General features: G+C 71.5%; 17 protein-coding genes. 9 read left to right on the top strand and 8 right to left on the bottom strand.

Annotation, left to right across the window (positions count from 1 at the left end):
• Positions 1-254: 254 nt before the first annotated feature.
• From ABD932_RS15415 to narI, 6 genes are all read left to right on the top strand, one after another.
• Positions 255-1,118 carry a helix-turn-helix domain-containing protein gene (locus tag ABD932_RS15415; RefSeq protein ID WP_345012898.1) on the top strand — a complete coding sequence of 288 codons (864 nt, stop codon included), beginning with the start codon at positions 255-257 and terminating at the stop codon, positions 1,116-1,118.
• A gap of 77 nt (positions 1,119-1,195) precedes the next feature.
• Complete coding sequence (locus tag ABD932_RS15410; RefSeq protein ID WP_345012896.1) at positions 1,196-2,011, top strand: SAM-dependent methyltransferase; 816 nt, start codon at positions 1,196-1,198, stop codon at positions 2,009-2,011.
• 104 nt (positions 2,012-2,115) lie between these two features.
• Positions 2,116-5,808 (top strand): nitrate reductase subunit alpha, encoded by a 3,693-nt coding sequence (locus tag ABD932_RS15405; RefSeq protein WP_345012894.1) that lies wholly within the window; start codon positions 2,116-2,118, stop codon positions 5,806-5,808.
• Positions 5,808-7,430: a nitrate reductase subunit beta gene (narH, locus tag ABD932_RS15400; RefSeq protein ID WP_345012892.1), complete on the top strand. Its 1,623-nt coding sequence runs from the start codon at positions 5,808-5,810 to the stop codon at positions 7,428-7,430. Before ABD932_RS15405 ends, narH begins: the two co-directional genes overlap by 1 nt.
• On the top strand, positions 7,430-7,924 hold the full coding sequence (gene narJ / locus ABD932_RS15395) for a nitrate reductase molybdenum cofactor assembly chaperone (protein WP_345012890.1): 495 nt from the start codon (positions 7,430-7,432) through the stop codon (positions 7,922-7,924). Before narH ends, narJ begins: the two co-directional genes overlap by 1 nt.
• The gene (gene narI, locus ABD932_RS15390) at positions 7,921-8,643 is read left to right on the top strand and encodes a respiratory nitrate reductase subunit gamma (protein ID WP_345012888.1); all 723 of its coding nucleotides are present in this window, start codon (positions 7,921-7,923) and stop codon (positions 8,641-8,643) included. The genes narJ and narI overlap by 4 nt, the downstream gene beginning before the upstream one ends.
• Here the strand turns inward: narI and dnaK are convergent.
• Positions 8,640-10,508, bottom strand: a complete 1,869-nt coding sequence (dnaK, locus tag ABD932_RS15385; protein WP_345012886.1) for a molecular chaperone DnaK — start codon at positions 10,506-10,508, stop codon at positions 8,640-8,642. The two genes, narI and dnaK, sit on opposite strands and share 4 nt — an antisense overlap.
• A gap of 158 nt (positions 10,509-10,666) precedes the next feature.
• Between dnaK and ABD932_RS15380 the strand changes: the two genes are divergently transcribed.
• Positions 10,667-10,810, top strand: a complete 144-nt coding sequence (locus tag ABD932_RS15380) for a hypothetical protein (protein ID WP_345012884.1) — start codon at positions 10,667-10,669, stop codon at positions 10,808-10,810.
• A gap of 8 nt (positions 10,811-10,818) precedes the next feature.
• Here ABD932_RS15380 and ABD932_RS15375 read toward each other — a convergent pair whose 3' ends face one another.
• The 5 genes from ABD932_RS15375 to ABD932_RS15355 all read right to left on the bottom strand — a co-directional run bounded on the left by ABD932_RS15375 (position 10,819) and on the right by ABD932_RS15355 (position 16,906).
• A complete protein-coding gene (locus ABD932_RS15375) occupies positions 10,819-11,247 on the bottom strand; it encodes an OsmC family protein (protein ID WP_345012882.1) in 429 nt (142 codons plus the stop codon).
• A gap of 74 nt (positions 11,248-11,321) precedes the next feature.
• Positions 11,322-13,127: a vWA domain-containing protein gene (locus ABD932_RS15370; protein WP_345012880.1), complete on the bottom strand. Its 1,806-nt coding sequence runs from the start codon at positions 13,125-13,127 to the stop codon at positions 11,322-11,324.
• On the bottom strand, positions 13,124-14,185 hold the full coding sequence (locus ABD932_RS15365; RefSeq protein WP_345012878.1) for an ATP-binding protein: 1,062 nt from the start codon (positions 14,183-14,185) through the stop codon (positions 13,124-13,126). Before ABD932_RS15365 ends, ABD932_RS15370 begins: the two co-directional genes overlap by 4 nt.
• A gap of 80 nt (positions 14,186-14,265) precedes the next feature.
• A complete protein-coding gene (locus ABD932_RS15360) occupies positions 14,266-16,311 on the bottom strand; it encodes a phage holin family protein (protein ID WP_345012876.1) in 2,046 nt (681 codons plus the stop codon).
• Between the two features lie 187 nt (positions 16,312-16,498).
• A complete protein-coding gene (locus tag ABD932_RS15355) occupies positions 16,499-16,906 on the bottom strand; it encodes a hypothetical protein (RefSeq protein WP_250088841.1) in 408 nt (135 codons plus the stop codon).
• A gap of 84 nt (positions 16,907-16,990) precedes the next feature.
• Here ABD932_RS15355 and ABD932_RS15350 point away from each other — a divergent pair, with 84 nt between their 5' ends.
• On the top strand, positions 16,991-17,764 hold the full coding sequence (locus tag ABD932_RS15350; RefSeq protein ID WP_345012873.1) for an MBL fold metallo-hydrolase: 774 nt from the start codon (positions 16,991-16,993) through the stop codon (positions 17,762-17,764).
• Positions 17,761-18,381, top strand: a complete 621-nt coding sequence (locus ABD932_RS15345) for a DedA family protein (RefSeq protein ID WP_345012871.1) — start codon at positions 17,761-17,763, stop codon at positions 18,379-18,381. The genes ABD932_RS15350 and ABD932_RS15345 overlap by 4 nt, the downstream gene beginning before the upstream one ends.
• Before the next feature lie 18 nt (positions 18,382-18,399).
• On the opposite strand, the gene ABD932_RS15340 is transcribed toward ABD932_RS15345, so the two are convergent.
• Positions 18,400-19,482, bottom strand: coding sequence for an MBL fold metallo-hydrolase (locus ABD932_RS15340; RefSeq protein WP_345012869.1), 1,083 nt, complete (start codon positions 19,480-19,482; stop codon positions 18,400-18,402).
• Positions 19,479-20,726 (bottom strand): aminotransferase class I/II-fold pyridoxal phosphate-dependent enzyme, encoded by a 1,248-nt coding sequence (locus ABD932_RS15335; protein ID WP_345012867.1) that lies wholly within the window; start codon positions 20,724-20,726, stop codon positions 19,479-19,481. The genes ABD932_RS15340 and ABD932_RS15335 overlap by 4 nt, the downstream gene beginning before the upstream one ends.
• Between the last annotated feature and the right edge of the window lie 15 nt (positions 20,727-20,741).

The raw sequence follows: 20,741 nt of genomic DNA, 5'->3' as shown, positions 1-20,741 counted from the left end.
ACCCGGATCCCGGGACGGAGTGCGCCGGCCCGGGACCCGGTGCCTCCACGATCCCGCGGGGCGGCGACGGGGTCGATTACCCGCAAGGTAATGCGGACCTGGCGATTCAACCGGGGCCGCGGGCAACGCCCCAAGGGGCGCGGGGAACTGCGCGACCAGCCCCCACCATCCCGCACCCGGCACACAACAGTGACCACCCCACCGCTTCCCCGTAACATGGCGCCCGTACTTTCGGCGCGTAGGGGAGGCGTGGCGTGAGTGAGCGGCGACCCGCTCCCACCGTGGGCCAGGTGGTGCTCGGCAAGCGCCTCCAGGAACTGCGGGAGGCAGCCGGCCTCGGGCGCGACGAGGCAGCCCGCGTGCTGCGCGTGGCCGCGGCGACCGTACGCCGGATGGAGACGGCCGAGGTCGCGCTGAAGATCCCGTACGTACAGGTGCTGCTGGAGACGTACGGCGTCGCGGAGGACGAGACGGCCGCCTTCGTCGCACTGGCCGAAGAGGCCAACCAGCCGGGCTGGTGGCAGCGGTTCCACGACGTGCTGCCGGACTGGTTCAGCCTGTACGTGAGTCTGGAGGGCGCCGCCCGCATCATCCGCTCCTACGAGCCGCACTTCGTGCCCGGTCTGCTGCAGACCGAGGGCTACGCGCGTGCGGTGATGGCCGCCGGGACGATCGGGCAGGCGGGTCCGGAGACCATCGAGCGGCATGTGTCGCTGCGCATGGCACGGCAGGGACTGCTGGAGCGCCCCGACCCGCCCCACCTGTGGGTGATCATGGACGAGACGGTGCTGCGGCGTCCGGTGAGCGCCGACGGCGCGGTGATGCGCGACCAGGTGGACAAGCTCCTGGAGTTCGCCGAGCGCGACCGCGTCACGCTACAGATCGCCGAGTTCGCCTCCGGCCCGCACCCGGGGACGTACGCCCCCTTCTCCCTGTTCCGGTTCGCCGAGCCGGAGCTGCCCGACATGGTCTACACCGAGTACCTCACCGGCGCCCTGTACCTGGACTCCCGCAAGGAGGTCGCCGCGCACCTGGAGGTCCTGGACCACATGTCGACGGCCGCCGCGTCGGCCGAGCGCACGAAAACGATTCTGCGGGAGTGCCGCGAGGACGTCTGACCGGCGCACGGCAACCTTCCGGCCCCGGCCGACGACCTGTCCACGACCACAGACGAGCCCCGAGGAGGACACACCGCATGACCGGATCCGAGTCCGCGCCCACTCGCGTCGACACCAGCCGGCCGCACCCGGCCCGCGTCTACGACTGGTGGCTGGGCGGCAAGGACAACTACCCGGTGGACGAGGAGCTGGCCCGGAAGATCCTCGCCGTGGACGGCACGGTCCTGCGCGGGGCGCGCGCCAACCGCCGGTTCATGCACCGGGCCGTCCGCACCGTCGCCGAGGCCGGGATACGCCAGTTCCTGGACATCGGCACGGGCATCCCCACCGAGCCCAACCTGCACCAGGTCGCGCAGGGCGTCGCTCCGGAGGCCAAGGTCGTGTACGCGGACAACGACCCGATCGTGCTGCGGCACGCGGAGGCCCTGCTGCACGGCTCCGCCGAGGGCAGCACCACGTACGTGCATGCCGACGTCCGTGACGTCGGCACCCTGCTGGACCGGGCCGGCGAGTCCCTGGACTTCGCCGAACCGGTCGCGCTGTCGCTGGTCGCGCTCACCCACTACCTGGGGGAGGACCCCGACGGCGACGACGTGTACGGCCTGCTGGAGAAGTACGTCGCCGCGCTCGCCCCGGGCAGCTACCTGATCCTGTCCCAGGTCACCCCGGACCTCAGCCCCGAGGCCATCGAGCAGGCGGCGAACCACTTCCGGCGCAGCGGCACCCCCTTCTTCCCCCGGTCGCTGGCCGAGTTCTCCCGCTTCTTCGAAGGGCTGGAGCTGCTCGGCCCCGGTGTCATCCCCGTGTACGGCTGGCGTCCGGAGCAGGTGGACGTGGCGGCTCAGGCCGAGGGCATCGTGCCGGTGTACGCGGGGGTCGCCCGCAAGCCCTGACCCACCCGGGTGCCGTGCGTCGGTTACCCGTACGGGTGCCGTGAACAGGTGCGTTCCCGCGCTCCGCCCTAGGTTCGGGACCAGGGCAAGCCAAGGGAGCGCCTGTGACCGACACGCAGATACCGCCCGCCGCGCCCGCGGAACCGGGCGCGGCGCTGCTGAAGGCCGGGAGGTTCTTCCGGCCGGGCACGGCCGCGCCCGATCTGCACAGCGTCGCGCTGACGGGCGGGCGCGAGGCGGACGCCTTCTACCGGGACCGCTGGAGCCACGACAAGGTCGTGAACTCCACGCACGGCGTGAACTGCACCGGCTCCTGCCGCTGGAAGGTGTACGTCAAGGACGGCATCATCACCTGGGAGACCCAGCAGACCGACTACCCGAGCGTCGGCCCCGACCGCCCCGAGTACGAGCCCCGCGGCTGTCCCCGCGGCGCGGCCTTCTCCTGGTACACCTACTCCCCCACCCGGGTCCGCTACCCGTACGTCCGCGGGGTGCTCCTGGAGATGTACCGGGAGGCCAAACGGCATCTGGGGGATCCCGTCCTGGCCTGGGCGGACATCCAGAACGACCCCGAGCGCCGCCGCCGCTACCAGCGGGCCCGCGGCAAGGGCGGCCTGGTGCGGGCGAGTTGGGACGAGGCGGTCGAGCTGGTCGCCGCCGCTCATGTGCACACCATCAAGACGTACGGGCCCGATCGCATCGCCGGCTTCTCCCCCATCCCCGCGATGTCGATGGTGTCGCACGCGGCGGGCGCCCGCTTCCACTCCCTCATCGGCGCCCCGATGCTCTCCTTCTACGACTGGTACGCCGACCTGCCCGTGGCCTCCCCGCAGGTCTTCGGCGACCAGACCGACGTACCGGAGTCAGGCGACTGGTGGGACGCGGCGTATCTGATGATGTGGGGCTCGAACGTCCCGGTGACCCGCACGCCCGACGCGCACTGGATGGCGGAGGCCCGCTACCGGGGCCAGAAGGTCGTGGTCGTGGCCCCCGACTACGCCGACAACGCCAAGTTCGCCGACGAGTGGCTCCACCCGCACCCCGGCACGGACGGCGCGCTGGCCCTGGCCATGGGCCACGTCGTCCTCAAGGAGTTCTTCGTCGACCGCCAGACACCGTTCTTCGCGGACTACGTACGGCAGTTCACCGACCTGCCCTTCCTGGTCACCCTGGAGGAACGCGACGGTGCCTACGTCCCCGCGAAGTTCCTGCGCGCCTCGGATCTGGGGCAGGAGGGTGAGGGCGCCGAGTGGAAGACGGTGGTGCTGGACGAGGTGTCGGGCCGCGCGGTCGCCCCGAACGGCTCACTCGGCTTTCGCTGGGCCGACTCGGGGAAGGGCCGGTGGAACCTGGAACTCGGCGACATACGGCCGCAGTTGAGCCTCTACGGGAGCGAGGTCTCCGCAGGTGTCCCGGTGCTGCTGCCCCGCTTCGACACCGAGGGCGGGGCGCACGGGCAGGGGCGCGGGGACGTCGTACGGCGTGGTGTCCCGGCGACGAAGCTCGGCGGTGCGCACGGCCCGCTGGTGACGACGGTCTTCGATCTGCTGCTCGCGCAGTACGGGGTGGCGCGGCCCGGGCTGCCGGGCCGCTGGCCCACGTCGTACGACGATGCCGCCGCGCCCGGCACGCCCGCCTGGCAGGAGGCGCACACCTCCGTCCCGGCGGCCAAGTGCGTGCGGATCGCGCGGGAGTTCGCGCGGACGGCCGAGCGGTCCAAGGGCCGCTGCATGATCCTGATGGGCGCCGGCACCAATCACTGGTTCCACTCCGAGACGATCTACCGCGCCTTCCTCGCCCTGCTTCAGCTCACCGGCTGCCAGGGCCGCAACGGCGGTGGCTGGGCGCACTACGTCGGCCAGGAGAAGTGCCGTCCGGTGACCGGCTGGGCTACGCTCGCGGCCGCGTCGGACTGGTCGCGTCCGCCGCGCCAGATGATCGGCACGGCGTACTGGTTCCTCAACACCGACCAGTGGCGCTACGACCGGTTCAGGGCCGACGTGCTCGCCTCGCCGCTCGGTGCGGGCCGGTTCCGGGGGATGACGAGCGCGGACTGTCTGGCGCTGTCGGCGCGGGCGGGGTGGATGCCGTCGTATCCGACCTTCGACCGCAATCCACTGGAGCTGGGCGAGGTGTTCGGCGATCCCGTGGCACGGGCGGTGGCCGAACTGCGGGCGGGCACCCTCAAGTTCGCCTGCGAGGACCCTGACGCGCCGGAGAACTGGCCGCGGGTGCTGACGCTGTGGCGGGCCAACCTGCTGGGCTCGTCGGCGAAGGGCGCGGAGTACTTCACCCGGCACCTGCTGGGCACGCACTCCTCGCTCCAGGCCGAGGAGGCGCCCGAGGACGTACGGCCGCGCGAGGTGACCTGGCGCGAGGAGGCACCCGAGGGCAAGCTCGACCTGCTGCTGTCGCTGGACTTCCGGCAGACGTCGTCCACGCTGCTGTCGGACGTCGTCCTGCCCGCCGCGACCTGGTACGAGAAGCACGACCTGTCCAGCACGGACATGCACCCCTACGTGCACTCCTTCACCCCGGCCGTGGATCCGCCGTGGCAGGCCCGCACCGACTTCGACACGTTCAAGGCGCTGGCCGAGCGGCTCAGCGAGCTGGCCGCCGACCATCTCGGCGTACGCAAGGATCTGGTGGCGACCCCGCTCCAGCACGACACCCCGGGCGAGATCGCCCAGCCGGGCGGGGTCGTCCTGGACTGGAAGCGCGGGGAATGCGCTCCCGTGCCCGGGCGGACCATGCCGAACCTGACCGTGGTGGAGCGGGACTACACGGCGATCGGCGCCAAGTTCGCCGCACTCGGACCGCTGGTGGAGCAACTCGGCCTGCCCGCCAAGGGCATCACGCTGAAGCCTGACGAGGAGGTCGAGGACCTCCGGCACCTGAACGGCGTCACGCCCGACGGCCGCCCCTCCCTCGACACGGCCGTGAAGGCGGCGAACACCATCCTCGCCCTGTCCGGCACGACCAACGGCCGCCTCGCCACCCAGGGTTTCCGCACACTGGAGGCCCGTACGGGGCAGGACATGGCGCATCTCGCGGCCGAGCACGAGGGCAAGCGGGTCACGTACGCGGACACGCAGGCCGCCCCGGTGCCGGTCATCACCTCACCGGAGTGGTCGGGCAGCGAGGCGGGCGGCCGACGCTACACCGCCTTCACCCTCAACACCGAGCATCTCAAGCCCTGGCACACCCTCACCGGCCGCCAGCACTTCTTCCTGGACCACGACTGGATCCACGAACTCGGCGAGGCGCTCCCCGTGTACCGGCCGCCGCTGGACATGAACAAGCTGTTCGGCGAACCGCGCCTCGGACCGGACGGCCAGCGGGAGGTGACGGTCCGATACCTCACCCCGCACAACAAGTGGTCCATCCACTCCGAGTACCAGGACAACCTGTTCATGCTGGCCCTCTCCCGAGGCGGCCAGAACATCTGGATGTCCCCGCAGGACGCGGACGCGATCGGCGTCGTGGACAACGACTGGATCGAGGCGGTCAACCGCAACGGCGTGGTGGTCGCCCGGGCCGTCGTCTCGCACCGTATGCCGCCGGGCACCGTCTACATGCACCACGCGCAGGAGCGGACGGTCGCCGTCCCGAAGACGGAGACCACCGGCAAGCGCGGCGGCATCCACAACTCGCTCACCCGGCTCATCCTCAAGCCGTCCCATCTCATCGGCGGCTACGCCCAGCTGTCCTGGGCGTTCAACTACCTGGGCCCGACGGGCAACCAGCGCGACGAGGTGACGGTGATCCGCCGCCGCAGCCAGGAGGTCGAGTACTGATGCGCCCGATGGCCCAGATAGCGATGGTGATGAACCTCGACAAGTGCATCGGCTGCCACACCTGCTCGGTCACCTGCAAACAGGCGTGGACCAACCGGCGCGGCATGGAGTACGTCTGGTTCAACAACGTCGAGACCCGCCCCGGACAGGGCTATCCCCGCCGCTACGAGGACCAGGAACGGTGGCGCGGAGGCTGGGAGCTGAACCGCCGGGGCGCGCTGAAGCTGAAGGCGGGCGGCCGGATCCGCAAGCTCGCCGGGATCTTCTCCAACCCCGAACTCCCGGAGATCAAGGACTACTACGAGCCCTGGACGTACGACTACAAGAACCTCACCGACGCCCCGCTGGGCGACGACTTCCCGGTGGCCCAGCCGATCTCGCAGCTCGACGGCAAGCCGATGAAGATCGAGTGGTCGGCGAACTGGGACGACAACCTCGCCGGAGCGCCCGCCCACGGCGACTTCGACCCGATGGTCGAGCGGGCCCGCAAACAGGCCTCCGACAAGGTGCGGTTCGAGTTCGAGCAGAGCTTCATGTTCTATCTGCCGCGCATCTGCGAGCACTGCCTCAACCCGTCCTGCGTGGCCTCGTGCCCGTCGGGGGCGATGTACAAGCGGGCGGAGGACGGCATCGTCCTCGTCGACCAGGACCGTTGCCGGGGCTGGCGGATGTGCGTCACGGGATGCCCGTACAAGAAGGTCTACTTCAACCACCGCACCGGCAAGGCCGAGAAGTGCACGATGTGCTATCCGCGCATCGAGGTCGGTCAGCCGACGGTCTGCTCGGAGACGTGCGTGGGCCGGCTGCGCTACCTCGGGGTGATGCTGTACGACGCCGACAAGGTGACGGCGGCTGCCTCGGTCCGGGACGAACGCGCCCTGTACGAGGCGCAGTTGGACGTGTTCCTCGACCCCGAGGACTCCCGGGTGCGGCAGGCCTGCGAGGAGGCGGGGATCCCGCACGACTGGCTGGAGGCGGCCCGCCGCTCCCCCGTGCACGCGTTGATCAGCAAGTACCGGGTGGCGCTCCCGCTGCATCCGGAGTACCGGACGATGCCGATGGTCTGGTACATCCCGCCGCTCTCCCCGGTGGTGGACGCGCTGTCGGAGACCGGTCACGACGGTGAGGACGCCGGGAACCTGTTCGGCGCGATCGACAGCCTGCGCATCCCGCTGGAGTACCTGGCGGAGCTGTTCACCGCCGGTGACATCGGCCCGGTGCGGTCCTCGCTGGAGAAGCTCGCGGCGATGCGCTCGTACATGCGGGCGATCAACCTCGGGGAGGACCCGGACCCTTCGGTGCCGGCCGCCGTGGGCATGGGTACCTACGAGATCGAGGAGATGTACCGGCTGCTGGCGATCGCCAAGTACGAGGACCGGTACGTGATTCCGACGGCCGCCGTCGGGGACGCCCGGCGCCTGGAGGAGTCGGCGCTCCCGCAGGGGTGCAGCCTCGACTACGCCGGCGGGCCCGGGATGGGCGGGGACGGCCCCTTCGGCCAGGACTCCGGGCGCAAGCTGCTGCCGCTGGTGTCGGTGGAGAACTTCCACGCCCTGCGCGGACGGCAGACCGCGGACCACCCGACGCAACCGGTCGGCCCGGCCGACCCAGAGGAGGCCTGATGCCTTCCTTCGAGGTGCTCTACCAGGCGGCCGCGCTCTGCCTGACCTACCCCGACGACGACTTCCGCGCACGCCTGCCACTCCTGCGCGAAGCCGCCCCTCAGCTACGGGAGTTCACCGACCACGCGGCGGTCACGCCCCCGCAGGAGCTGGCCGCGCACTACGTCGAGGTCTTCGACTTCAAGAACCGTCACAGCCTGTACCTGAGCTGGTGGCACGACGGGGACACCCGGCGGCGCGGCATGTCGCTGCTGCACTTCAAGGACCTCTACCGTGCGCACGGCCTGGAGTTCACCGGCGAGGAGCTGCCCGACTTCCTGCCCGCGGTACTGGAGTTCGCGGCCCGCACCGGCAACACCGAACTGCTGCTGGAACACCGGGACGCCCTGGAGCAGCTGCGCTCCCGGCTCACCGACTTCGGGACACCGTACGCGTCCGTCCTGGACTCCGTATGCGCCACACTGCCGACCGCACCCACGGGGGCACGCTCATGACCACGTTCCTCTGGGGCGTCCTGCCGTACGTCACCTTCGCCCTGCTCGTCGCCGGTCTCTTCTGGCGTCATCGCTACGACCGGTTCGGCTGGACCACGCGCTCGTCGCAGGTCTACGAGTCGAAGCTGCTGAACATCGCCTCGCCCGCCTTCCACTACGGCATCCTGTTCGTGCTGGTCGGCCACATCGTCGGGCTGTTCGTCCCCGAGTCGTGGACGGAGGCCGTCGGCGTGAGCGAGCACACCTACCACCTGTTCTCCCTCTACGGCGGCACCGCGGCCGGCCTGCTCGCGGTCGCCGGGATCGTGCTGCTGGTCTACCGCCGGCGCACCAACGCGCCCGTGTTCCGGGCGACGACCGCGAACGACAAGGTCATGTACGTCGTCCTGCTCGCGGCGATCGTGATGGGCATGGTCGCCAAGCTGTCCCACGCCGGCGGCGACGGCTACGACTACCGCCGGTCCATCGCTCCCTGGGCCCGCAGCCTGTTCACCCTGCAGCCGGACATCGACCTCATGGCGGGCGTGCCGGTGCTGTACGAGGTGCACGCGGTGATCGGCATGGCGCTGATCGCGCTGGTGCCGTACACCCGGCTGGTGCACATGTTCAGCGCACCGGTGCAGTATCTGTTCCGGCCGTACGTGGTCTACCGGAGCCGCGACCCCGAGCAGCTGGGGCCGCGGCCGGAGAAGCGGGGCTGGGAGAAGGCCGGCTCCTAGGCCGCCCCGCCCTTCTGGTCCCGCTGGTCCTTCTCGTCGTCGACGATCTCCGCGTCCACCACGCCCTCTTCCTCGGGCTCGCTCGCCGTCGGCTCGTCGGCCGACCCTGCTGCGGAGGCGGACGCGTACATCGCCTGCCCCATCTTCTGGCTGACGGTGGCGAGTTTCTCGATGCCGGTGCGCAGGGCGTTCGTCTCGGCGTTCTGCTCCAGTTGCTGCTTGAGGTCCGTGATCGCCGACTCGACCTCCGACCTGGTGTCCGTGGGGACCTTGTCCTCGTTGTCGCGGAGGAACTTCTCGGTCTGGTAGACGAGTTGTTCGGCCTGGTTCCGCGTCTCCGCCGCCTCGCGGCGCTTGTGGTCCTCCTCGGCGTACTGCTCGGCGTCCCGCATCATGCGGTCGATGTCGTCCTTGGGGAGGGCCGAGCCGCCGGTGACCGTCATCTTCTGTTCGCGGCCGGTGGCGAGGTCCTTCGCGGAGACGTGCATGATCCCGTTCGCGTCGATGTCGAACGCGACCTCGATCTGCGGCACCCCGCGCGGTGCCGGCGGCAGCCCGGTGAGGTCGAAGACGCCGAGCTTCTTGTTGTACGCGGCGATCTCGCGTTCGCCCTGGTAGACCTGGATGCCGACGGAGGGCTGGTTGTCGGTGGCCGTCGTGAAGATCTCCGAACGCCGGGTGGGGATGGTCGTGTTGCGTTCGATGAGCTTCGTCATGATGCCGCCCTTGGTCTCGATGCCGAGGGACAGCGGGGTGACGTCGAGCAGCAGGACGTCCTTGACGTCGCCGCGGATGACGCCGGCCTGGAGGGTCGCGCCGACGGCCACGACCTCGTCGGGGTTGACGCCCTTGTGCGGGTCCTTGCCGGTGAGCTCCTTGACGAGGTCGGTGACGGCGGGCATGCGCGTGGAGCCGCCGACGAGGATGACGTGGTCGACCACGGAGAGCTTGATGCCGGCGTCCTTGACCGCCTGGTGGAAGGGGGTCTTGCAGCGGTCGAGGAGGTCGGCGGTGAGTTCCTGGAACTGGGCGCGGGTGAGCTTCTCGTCGAGGTGGAGGGGGCCCTCGGCGGAGGCGGTGATGTAGGGCAGGTTGATCGTCGTCTCGGAGGAGCTGGACAGCTCGATCTTGGCCTTCTCGGCCCCCTCGCGCAGTCGTTGCAGCGCCATCTTGTCGTTGCCGAGGTCGATGCCGTACTGCCCCTTGAACTTCTTCACGAGGTATTCGACGACCCGCTGGTCCCAGTCGTCGCCACCGAGGTGCGTGTCGCCGTTGGTGGCCTTGACCTCGATGACGCCGTCGCCGATCTCCAGCAGGGAGACGTCGAAGGTGCCGCCGCCGAGGTCGAAGACGAGGACGGTCTGCTCCTCGCCCCGGTCGAGGCCGTAGGCGAGGGCGGCCGCGGTGGGCTCGTTGATGATCCGCAGGACCTTCAGGCCCGCGATCTCCCCGGCCTCCTTCGTGGCCTGCCGCTGGGCGTCGTCGAAATACGCGGGGACGGTGATCACCGCGTCGGTGACGTCCTCGCCGAGATAGGACTCGGCGTCCCGCTTCAGCTTCTGCAGCACCCGGGAGGACAGCTCCTGCGCCCGGTAGCGGGTGCCGTCGATGTCACCCTGATCGGGGAAGCGCCAGTTCCCGTCGCCCATGTGCCGCTTCACGGAGCGGGCGGTGCGCTCGACGTTCGTCACCGCCTGCCGCTTGGCCACCTCACCCACGAGCACCTCGCCGTTCTTGGCGAAGGCGACGACCGACGGTGTGGTCCTGGCCCCCTCCGCATTGGCGACAACAGTGGGTTCGCCGCCCTCCAGGACGGCCACCACCGAGTTCGTGGTCCCGAGATCGATCCCGACCGCGCGTGCCATCGCTGTCCCCTTCCGCCCAGGCACCCCTTTGAACTCCAGCACAAAACTTGAGTGGGTTCTTGTCAATGGGACGGGTGACCTAGGAGCCGGGTACCAAACGAGGGCTGAGCGGGCGCTCAGGGGCTTCCCGGAGGGCCAGGGCACGGCGGGGCCGGTCGGTGATCAGGACGTCGACGCGAGAGTCGGCCGGAAAGTCCCGCATCCACCGGTCCTCGTCGACCGTCCACGAACCCGTCCTCACCCGGCTCCCGGACATCGCGCAGGCCGCCCCGGTGGACGGCCTGCGTCAGGTGATGCGGTAGTGGTCGGCTCAGGTGAGCTTGGCCGACAGGGTGATCGGCGTGGCCCTCAGGGCCTGGCTGACCGGGCAGTTGACCTTGGCGTCCTCGGCCGCGGCGAGGAAGGCCTCCTCGTCGATGCCGGGGACGGTGCCCTCGACGGTGATGTGGATGCCGGTGATGCCCTCCCCCGGCTGGAAGGTCACGTCGGCGGAGGTGACCAGCTTGGTCGGCGGGGTGCCGGCCTTGTCGAGGATGTTGGAGAAGGCCATGGAGTAGCAGCTGGAGTGGGCGGCGGCGATCAGCTCCTCGGGGCTGGTCTTGCCGTTCGCGTCCTCGGCGCGCGACGCCCACGTCACCGGCTGCTCGGCGATGCTGCCCGAGGAGTCGAAGGACACGACGCCGTTGCCCTTGAACAGGTTGCCTTCCCACACGGTGTGTGCGGAGCGCGTGGTTGCCACGATGAATCCCTTCGAATTCTTACGATGAGGTCCCGTGTTCCGGGTCCGTGTCCCCCATCCGACCACACTCGTCGTCATTGCACCCGGAAGACCGGCCCACGAGGGCTGAACGGCAGTCGCCGGCCCGGCGGAATCAGGTACGCGTGCTCGCGCCGAACCCGCAGCACGTCGCACCAGCCGTCCGTGATGACCAGAACGGGAGCGCCCGGCGGGAAGTCGTCCGCGCGCTGCAGCAGGTCGATCCCGGGCTGCAGGACCGTGCCGCCCCGGCCGTGCACCCGCACCCGCCCGGCGATGTCCGTCACCGGCACATACCCCGCGTCGTGCGGCGCCGCGTCGCAGAACACCACCCGTGCCGCCGGTACGTCCCGTGCCGCGGCGTAGGAGGCGATGGCGCCGAGCGCCTTGCCGAGGAGCACGCGGTCCATGGAGCCGGAGGTGTCCAGGACGACGCCGAAGGTGCAGCGGGCGATCTCCTCGGGCGGGAAGTAGCGGCCCGCGCGCGGAATGTCGGGCGTGGACGCCTGACGGCGCGCGGGACGGGCGTACGTCCGCACGGGCTCCGGGCGTGGCACGAACTCGTCGAACCAGCGGGCGAGTCGGGCGTCCCACGGCAGCGGCGGATGGCTGAGCGCGCGGATCTCCTGGACCAGGCCGCCGGGCAGGAAACCGCGCTCCTGCTGCTGGTGCAGGTCGAGCCCCTGGCACAGTCCCCGGCGGTAGAACTCGTCGAGGTCGACATAGTCGCCGGGCGGGCCGAGCGGGGCGCCGAGAACATCGCCGACGCCCTTGCCGCGCAGGGTGGCCAGCCGGCGCATCCGGCGCAGGTCGCCGGCGATGCGGTCGTACACCTCCTCGGCGGACAGACCGCTGAACTGCGCGTCGTACAGCAGCCCTTGGGGCATCTCCCCGACCTGCATCTCGCGCAGCCAGCCGTTGATGACGTAGTCGCAGGCGACGTTGAACAGGTACGGGTCGCGGGTGCCGCAGCGGTCGCCGTGGCGCAGGGCGGCATGCAGCATCTCGTGGGCGAGGATGAACCGCCATTCCTCGGACTCGAAGGTCCGCAGCGGGTTGATGTAGATCTCGCCGGCCTCGGCGTTGACGGCGGCGACGGCGATGCCGTGCGCGCGGGCGAGTTCGGCGTCGGCGACCAGCTTGATGCCGGCCGCGATGCCGCCGAGCAGCGGGTAGGAGGTGATGAACCACTCCAGCGCCCACTGCCAGGGCCGCTTCTTGACGGGTTCGCCGTCCATGGAGTCACGGCGGCCGCCCGCCATGTCCATCGCGGTGGAGACGGTGCGGGTCAGCGCGGTGGCGAAGGCCAGTTGGTGGTCCGGGGGTTGCCCGAACCAGCCCGTCCACTCCACGAGCAGCAGGTCGGGCTCGGCGCCCGCCGTGCCGCACCGCTCGTAGGCGGCCGGGATGCCGTCGCGCCGCCAGCGCGCGGCGAGCTGTTCCTCGTCGCCGTCCGGATAGGACAGGGGCAGGTGGTCCGGTGTCCTCCCCACGGGGAAGGTGAGCAGGAAGCGGTTGACGACGACGCAGCGGGCGGCCAGCTCGGCACGGTCGGGCTGCACGGGCGGGCCCTTCGCCGAAGGGACGTGACCGAAACCGAGGTGCAGGACGGCGTGCGCGATGGCCCAGGCCCAGGCTTCGGGTTCGGCGAGCCGGTGCGGGTGGGCGTGCAGGTCGCCGTCGGAGTCGACGCGGACGAGGCCGTCGTGGGGTGCCTGCTCGCAGTCCTCCAGACGGCAGACCACGAACTCGACCGCCGCCAGCGCCGGGTTGGCCTTCACCAGCGCCATCCCCTCGGCGAATGCCTCCGCCGCGAGATCCCGCTTCTTCTTCCCCTTGCCCTTGTCACGGGCAGGGCTCATCGCCGCGCCTCCACCAGCCGCGGCATGTCCCGCGCCGCCTCCACCAGGAACCAGGACGGCAGCACCGGGTTGCCGTCCGCGTCGGAGGCGATGACGCTCTGGGCGACCTCGACGGAGATCTCCGCGAGCTGCACCAGCAGCGACTTCGCGCGGTAGGCGGTCTGCCGCCCGGTCGCCGACATGTGCTCCTTGCTGACGGGCAGCTCCTTGACCAGGCGCCCGCGGAAGGACTCCGCGAGGTAGTAGAGCAGGTCGCGGTCCTCCGTGCGGTGCGGCCAGCGGGCGTCGCCCTTGATGATGGCCTCGATGCCGAACTGGCTGCGCACGATCTTGACGTAGCCGCAGAACGCGGTGGCGTGCACGGGCGTCAGCGTGCCGTGCGCCAGCACCTTCAGGGTCTCCTCGTCGAGGTCACGGCCGAAGGAGTGCAGCGCGTCGGAGAGCATGTGCCAGGAGCGGGGCGTGGAGAACGGCTCCTCGGTCTTCGGCGGCTTGGACCACAGGTGGTCGGGGCGGTCGGTGAGGTGGTCCAGGATCCACGGGTGGATGCCGTTGTTCGCCGCCCAGGTCAGCCAGTCCTTGGCGGAGGCCTCCAGGTGGACGTGGGTGAGGCGGTTGACGAGGGCGGAGGCGATGGGGCGGGCGAGGGCGTTGTCGGTGGCACGGTTGCCGGCGCCGATGACGATCGAGCCCTTGGGCAGCTCGTAGTTGCCGATACGGCGGTCCAGGATCAGCGAGTAGAACGCCTTCTGCACATCCGGTGTGGCCGCGTTCAGCTCGTCCAGGAACAGGCAGTACGGCTCGTCGCGGGCGATCGCCTCCGGCGGGCAGAACACCGAGCGCCCGTCCCGGATCTGCGGCACGCCGATCAGGTCCTCCGGCGCGAGTTGCGTACCGAGCAGGCTCACGCACTCCAGCCCCAGGGACGCGGCGAAGTCCCTGACGAGGGAGGACTTTCCGATGCCGGGGGCGCCCCAGATGAAGACCGGCCGCACGGTGGCGAGGCCGAGCAGGAGTTCGGGGATACGGGCGGGCGTGACGGTGACGGCTGCCTGCAAAGCAGGGGCTCCTTGGGGGTGTTCGACTGGTTTGCGACTCGAACAGTGTGTGCCCACGGACTCTCGGACGCAGCCGATTTTCAGGCGGCCCGTTCCTCCGGCTGCGTTTCCAAGGGCACCTGAGGGCCGTTGGTTTCGCGCAGCCAGCGGCGCAGTACGCGGTGGACGTGCTCGGCGCCGGCGAGGTCCTCCCCGTCGTCGACCGGCGCGGAGAAGGCCAGCGGCGACAGCAGGAACGGCCTGCCCTGCGCCCCGCCGAGTCCGCCGTGCGAGCCGATCTGCTCCTCGAAGGCGAGCACCTCGCCGTCGGCGGGGTCGTACGCGGAGTTGACCATGATGTCGGCGGTGTTCGGGAACGAGTGCGTACGGCGCACGGCGTCGGCGGCGCCCGGCCCGAAGGCCTCCAACGGCCCGGGATCGTCGTCCAGTCGGTCCAGCGGGATCTCGGCGCCGTACGCGCCGAGCACGACCCCGCCGTGCTCCTCGCTGCGGACGAGCAGGAAGCCGATGCCGGGGTGGTTGGCGAGCGTGGTGAGCAGCGCCGGGTGGCGGGCGTCGATCTCCTCCCTGGTCATGCGGTGCGGCACGTCCGGGAAGGAGACCAGGCCGAGGTTGCCGGAGGCCAGCACGATCGGCTCGGAGCGGCGGCGCGAGGGGCGGTGCTGCTCGCCGCCCTCCTCGACGGGCCGGCGCAGTGCCGCGCGTACCGCCGCGCGGGCCTCGGCGCCGCTGTGGGTGCGCTGCGCCCTGCGCGGCACGGGCAGTCCGCAGCCGGCCCGCACCAGGTCGCCGAGGCCCAGGCCGTAGCGCGAGCGGAAGGTCTCCCCGGGGCTCTGTCCGTGGTCCGACAGCACGACGATGCGGTACGGCCGCGGGGCGTGCTCGGCGACCTTCTCGATCAACGCGAGCGCGCGGTCCAGGCGTTCGAGGACCTTCTCGGCGTCGCGGCTCGAGGGGCCGGAGTGGTGGGCCACTTCGTCGTACGCCACGAGGTCGGCGTAGACGGCGGTGCGGCCGGCGAACATGTCGCCCATCACCGCGGCGACGACGACGTCCCGTTCCACGACGGTCGCGAAGGCGCGGACGAAGGGGTAGAGGCCGCCGCGGGAGACCCTCGGCCGGACCTTTCGGACCCGGGCCCGGATCGACTGGCCGATCTCACGGCCGACCTCGGCGATGAAGGACAGGGCGGTGCGCACGGCGTTGGCCGGATCGGAGAAGTAGGCGAAGTAGCCGGCCCGGGAGCGGTTCTCCCGGCCGCGCCGTCTGGTCGCGATGGACAGCACGAGGGCCTGTTCGTCGGCGCCGCCGCTGAAGAGGTTGCCGCGGCTGGCGCCGTCGGCGCTGAGGAGCCCGCCGTCGCCGGTGCGGTCGATGGCGCGGCGCTGGAGTTCGGCGGCGCTGGTCGGGCGGTTGCAGACCATCACCTCGCGGCCGGCCTTCTCGTACCAGCGGAACGCGGGGACGTCATGGTTGCTGCCGTGCAGGATGCCGAGCTGGCTGGCGCCGGTCTGGCTGGACCAGTCGGTGCGCCAGGGGGTGAGCCGGTGGGTGGGCGGGGCGCCGGCCTCGGCTGTGTCGTCGCTGTCGCCGTCGCCCAGCCAGCGGGCGATGGTGGGCATCAGGTCCTTGCCGACGGCGTCGAGGAGGACGTCGTGGCCGACGCCGTCGAGCTGCAGGAAGACGGTGCCGGGGCTCGCCGGGCCGGGGGGCAGGGCGCCGCGGCGGCGGTCGGCGAGACGGTACAGACGGCGCCGGTACGCGTCGTCGTCCCGTACGGCCAGGGCGGCGCCGGTGGCGGAGGCGACCGCGGACATCACGGCGGCGACGATGACGGCGGTCTCGGGAGCGGCCTCGCTGTCGCCGGAGGGGACCAGGCGCAGCGCGATGATCAGCAGCGAGCCATTGAGGAAGAACACCAGCAGGCCGAGCACGAGGGCGGGCACGAGGAGCAGGAGCCGTACGAGCAGAGGCCAGAAGATCGCCGAGAGCAGACCGAACGCACCGGCGCCCAGGGCCGCGGTGACGGCGATACGGGTGGCGCTGTCGCCGTCCGCCGACTGCAGCTGGAAGTCGGGCAGGATCCCGGCGAGCACGAGCATCGTGACGGTGGACACGGCCCACACGGCAACGCTCCGCCCGACCTGACTGGCAACCCGCCGCCAACGCCTACCACGCACGCCCAGCCCACCTCAGTTCCCGACCCGCGTCGAGGCACGGGCCCCTACGCCCCAGCCTGGCACACGCCTCCGACAACGCACGGTGCACGACCCCGGTTCCCGGGGGACCACGGTCCACCGTCGGTCGTGATCCTCAGCGGCCGTCGTAGCCGGCCGTCGGCATCGACAGCCTGCGGTGCACCCGGGCCTTCATCTGGGCGTCGTACAACGGCTCCGCGCGCCCCACCGTCTCCACCCGCACCCCGCGCCGGGCGCACTCCGCGGTGAACTCCTCGACGGACGACAAGGCGCTCTCCAGCACCCTCCGGCTGGGCGCCACGAACAGGTCGAGGCCGGGCCGGACGCCTTCCCACAGCACGCTGTGGTCGGCCCGCAGCCGTCGTACGAGGAGCTCGCGCGCGACGACGTACCCGTGCTCGGCGGCCCAGTGCGCGCACATCGCGTGCTGGCTGCGGGAGTCCACCAGGAAGGGGTCGGCGTCCAGCTCTTCGAGCGGCGTCAGACTGGCGATCGCCGTGACGCGCACTATGGATGACCCCATGGCGTCCCCCTCACCTCCGGGTTTCGCCGCCGACCCTACTCCAGCCCGTACGCTTCGGGGAGTCGCGCGAAGGAGGCAAAGAAGGTGCCGGTGGAGGTCACCTGGTGGGGTCACGCCACCTGCACGGTCGAGGATTCGAACGTGCGCGTGCTCACCGATCCCTTGTTCGCGCGCCGGCTCGCACACCTGCGCCGCCGCCGGGGCGACCTGCCACCACCCGACGCCTGGCGCGCGGACGTCGCCGTGGTCTCCCACCTGCACGCCGACCACCTGCACGTCCCGTCCCTGGCCAGGCTGGCGCAGGGCACCCGCCTGCTCGTGCCCGCAGGCGCGTCCCGCGCGGTGCCGGGGCTGCGCCGCCTCACGCAGCTGCGGGTGACCGAGATGGCGCCCGGGGACGTCACGTCGGTGGGCAGGGTGACCGTAAGGGCCGTGCCCGCGCTGCACGACGGGCGGCGACTGCCCGTCGGCCCGCACCGTTCCCCCGCCCTCGGCTACGTCATCGAGGGCGAGGGACGCACCTACTTCGCCGGGGACACCGGCCTGTTCGAGTCGATGGCGAAGGAGGTCGGTCCGGTCGACGTGACACTGCTGCCGGTGGGCGGCTGGGGGCCGTATCTCGGGGAAGGCCATCTGGACGCCGGGCGGGCGGCCGAGGCACTGGCGCGGCTCGTCCCGCGCAGTGCGGTGCCCGTGCACTACGGCACGTACTGGCCGATCGGCATGGACGCCGTACGCCCCCATGAATTCCACGCGCCCGGCGACGAGTTCGCGCGGCTCGCGGCCGAGCGCGCGCCCGGCGTGTCGGTGCACCGGCTCGCGCACGGGGAGAGCGTGCGCCTGGAGGTGGCCCGGTGACGGTGTTGGCCACCACCGCGACGGTGGTGCCGACCGAGTCGACACAGCAGGCGATCGGCTATCCGACGCTGTTCCTGCTGGTGCTGATCGGGGCCCTGGTGCCCATCGTGCCGACGGGGGCGCTGGTGAGTTCGGCGGCGGTGGTGGCGTTTCACCAGACGGCGCCGTTCTCGCTGGCCCTGGTGTTCGTGACGGCGTCGACGGCCGCGTTCCTGGGCGACGCGACGCTGTACTGGCTGGGCAGGCGCGGCATGGGTTCGAAGAACGGCTCGCGCTGGCTGGAGGCGATCCGCTCGCGCGCGCCGGAGGAGCGGCTCACTCAGGCCCAGGAGAAGCTCGCCGAGCACGGTGTGGCCGTGCTGGTGCTGTCGCGGCTGGTGCCGGCGGGGCGGCTGCCGGTGATGCTGGCGTGTCTGCTGGCGAAGTGGCCGGTGCGGCGCTTCGTCCGCGGGAACCTTCCGGCTTGCCTGGCCTGGGCCGTGACGTACCAGTTGATCGGGATCCTCGGGGGCTCGCTGTTCGCGGAGCCCTGGGAGGGCGTGGTAGCGGCGGTCGTACTCACCGTTGCGATCAGTGTGGCACCGAGTGTGTGGAGACGGGTTCGATCTGCCAGGTGATGTCTGAGGTTGCGATCCTCACCCGGCGACCTCAAGCACACGTGACCCGCCGACCGGCAGATCCCACAGGTGCTCCCGTGCCAGTCCCGCCCTCTCCCACGCCGCACGCACGCGCGTGAGCGGTTCCAGGACCGGCTCCGCCGACAGGACGAACGTCGCCCAGTGCATCGGCGCCATCCTCAGCGCGCCCAGATCCTGGGCGGCACGCACCGCCTCCTCCGGGTCGCAGTGGACGTCGCTGAGCCACCAGCGGGGGTCGTAGGCGCCGATGGGGAGCAGGGCGAGGTCGATGCCGGGGTAGCGCTCGCCGATGCGGGTGAACCAGTGGCCGTAGCCGGTGTCGCCGGCGAAGTACACGCGCTGTCCGTCGGGGGCGGTGAGCACCCAGCCGCCCCACAGGCTGCGGCAGGTGTCGATGAGGGTGCGCTTGGACCAGTGGTGGGCGGGCACGAAGTCGAAGCGGACGCCGGACAGTTCGGCCGCCTCCCACCAGTCCAGGTCGGTGACCCGCGTGAACCGGCGGCGACGGAACCAGGAGGCCAGGCCGGCCGGCGCGAACACGGGGGTGTCGCGCGGGAGTCGGCGCAGCGTGGGCGCGTCCAGGTGGTCGTAGTGGTTGTGGCTGATGACGACCGCGTCCACACGCGGCAGGGCGCTCCACGCGATGCCCACGGGGGTGATACGGGCCGGGGTGCCGAGGATGCGGCGCGACCAGACCGGGTCGGTCAGGACGGTCAGCCCGCCGATCCGGACGACCCAACTGGCGTGCCCCGCCCAGGAGACGGCGATCGTGCGCGCGTCGACACGTGGCAGCGGGCCCGGCTCGAAGGGCAGCCGCGGGATGTCGGCGAGGCCCTCGCGGCCGGGGCGTACGGCGCCCTCGCGGGCGAAGCGGGCGAGGGTCTTGATGCCGGGGAGCGGGGCGGTGAGACGGTCGTGGAAGGTGCGCGGCCACGCCCGGAGTTCGCCCAGCGGGCGGGGTGCGGCGAGCGGCGGGTACGGGGGCGCGAAGGCCGATGGGTCCGCCGGAGTGTCGGCGTCCTGCGTGGTGGTGCTCGGGTCAGTCGTACGCGTGGTGGTCGACTCGGACTGCTGCGTCATCGAGGAGGCTCCCATCGCTGAGCGTCGTCACGGAGATCGTCGAAGACCGACTTCAAGTGGATCAACGCGCGCTGCACGTGTGGCAGTTCCAACGGCGCGGGCGAGGTGATGCATTCCGCGCGTTCGCCTTCGGTGCCCGCGAGCAGCGGTCCGGTGGACAGCCGCACGCGCAGCGCCTGGAGGTCGTCGCCGAAGCGGTGCCCGCCCGGTGCCGGCATGCCGAGCCGGGCGGCGAGGAAGTCCTCCAGGTCCTGCGCGTCCCCCACGCCGTGCGAGGACAGCCCGGCGCGCAGGGGGGCGAGGTCGACGTACAGGTGCCGCCCGGCCTGCGGGGGCCGCGCGAGAGCCCCCGCACCCACGGCCGCGGCGTGCGCGGCGGCGGCCACGCGCGCGTGCAGGCGTACGGCGGCGGTGACCCGCGCCGTGACCGGCTCGGGTTCCGTGAGCGCGTACCCGGCCGCGAGGGCGACGGGGCCGGCGACGCGGGCGCCGAGCGCGGTGAGCACGTCCAGCACGCGCGCGTGGATGCCGTCGCCGTCCTCGCCCGCGGGGAACCGGGCGACCGCGGCCGGCCAGCCCGGCGGGAGGTGAGCGCCGGCCAGGTCCGTGACGACGGTGACCTGCTCGGGCAGCATCTCGGCGGGGCTGAGCAGCACGGTGTCGTGCGGGGAGTGCACGGTGTCGCGCCATGTCTCGTCGCTGACCAGGTGCAGCCCTTCCCCGGTGGCCGCCTCCAGGGTTTCGTGCAGGGTCTCGGGCGGGGCAACCGTGGCCGTGGGGTCGTCCGCGACGGACAGCACGAGCAGCCGCGGGTCACCGCCCTCGGCACGGACCCGGCGGACGGTCTCCAGCAGGGCGTACGGGTCCGGGACACCGCCGCACTCGGCCGGTGTCGGCACATGGAAGACGGGTCTGCCCAACAGGCGTGCGTACGGCGCCCACCAGGCGGCACAGGGCCGCGGCACCAGCACGTCGCCGCCGATCGCAAAGGTCAGCGCGAGCAGCAGGGCGGGGGCGCCGGGGCCGGCCACGGCCCGCTCGGGCTCGGTCGGCAGGCCACGCCGTGCCCAGTAGCCGCACGCGGCCTCCAGGAGTGCGGGGCCGCCCCCGATCGGTTCGCTCTCGGACCGCCCCGCGGCCGCGGCGAGCACGGCGGCCGACTCGGGCAGCACGGGCAGCCCGTCGTCCGGGAGCGGCGGCCCGTAACGGACGGGGCCGTGGCCTTCGGGGTCCGTCCGGCGCATCGGTGCCTCCGCGCT

Source organism: Streptomyces shaanxiensis (assembly GCF_039537145.1).
Lineage (GTDB): Bacteria > Actinomycetota > Actinomycetes > Streptomycetales > Streptomycetaceae > Streptomyces > Streptomyces shaanxiensis.
The sequence above is the reverse complement of the archived record's forward strand: the minus strand, read 5'-3'. Positions and strand labels throughout refer to the sequence as shown.

What these genes read in the sequence shown, in the direction of transcription:
- dnaK (WP_345012886.1), bottom strand. Translation starts at nt 10,508, where the DNA reads ATGGCACGCGCGGTCGGGATCGATCTCGGGACCACGAACTCGGTGGTG.
- ABD932_RS15355 (WP_250088841.1), bottom strand. Translation starts at nt 16,906, where the DNA reads ATGGGGTCATCCATAGTGCGCGTCACGGCGATCGCCAGTCTGACGCCG.
- narH (WP_345012892.1), top strand. Translation starts at nt 5,808, where the DNA reads ATGCGCCCGATGGCCCAGATAGCGATGGTGATGAACCTCGACAAGTGC.
- narJ (WP_345012890.1), top strand. Translation starts at nt 7,430, where the DNA reads ATGCCTTCCTTCGAGGTGCTCTACCAGGCGGCCGCGCTCTGCCTGACC.
- ABD932_RS15370 (WP_345012880.1), bottom strand. Translation starts at nt 13,127, where the DNA reads ATGAGCCCTGCCCGTGACAAGGGCAAGGGGAAGAAGAAGCGGGATCTC.
- ABD932_RS15335 (WP_345012867.1), bottom strand. Translation starts at nt 20,726, where the DNA reads ATGCGCCGGACGGACCCCGAAGGCCACGGCCCCGTCCGTTACGGGCCG.
- narI (WP_345012888.1), top strand. Translation starts at nt 7,921, where the DNA reads ATGACCACGTTCCTCTGGGGCGTCCTGCCGTACGTCACCTTCGCCCTG.
- ABD932_RS15340 (WP_345012869.1), bottom strand. Translation starts at nt 19,482, where the DNA reads ATGACGCAGCAGTCCGAGTCGACCACCACGCGTACGACTGACCCGAGC.
- ABD932_RS15410 (WP_345012896.1), top strand. Translation starts at nt 1,196, where the DNA reads ATGACCGGATCCGAGTCCGCGCCCACTCGCGTCGACACCAGCCGGCCG.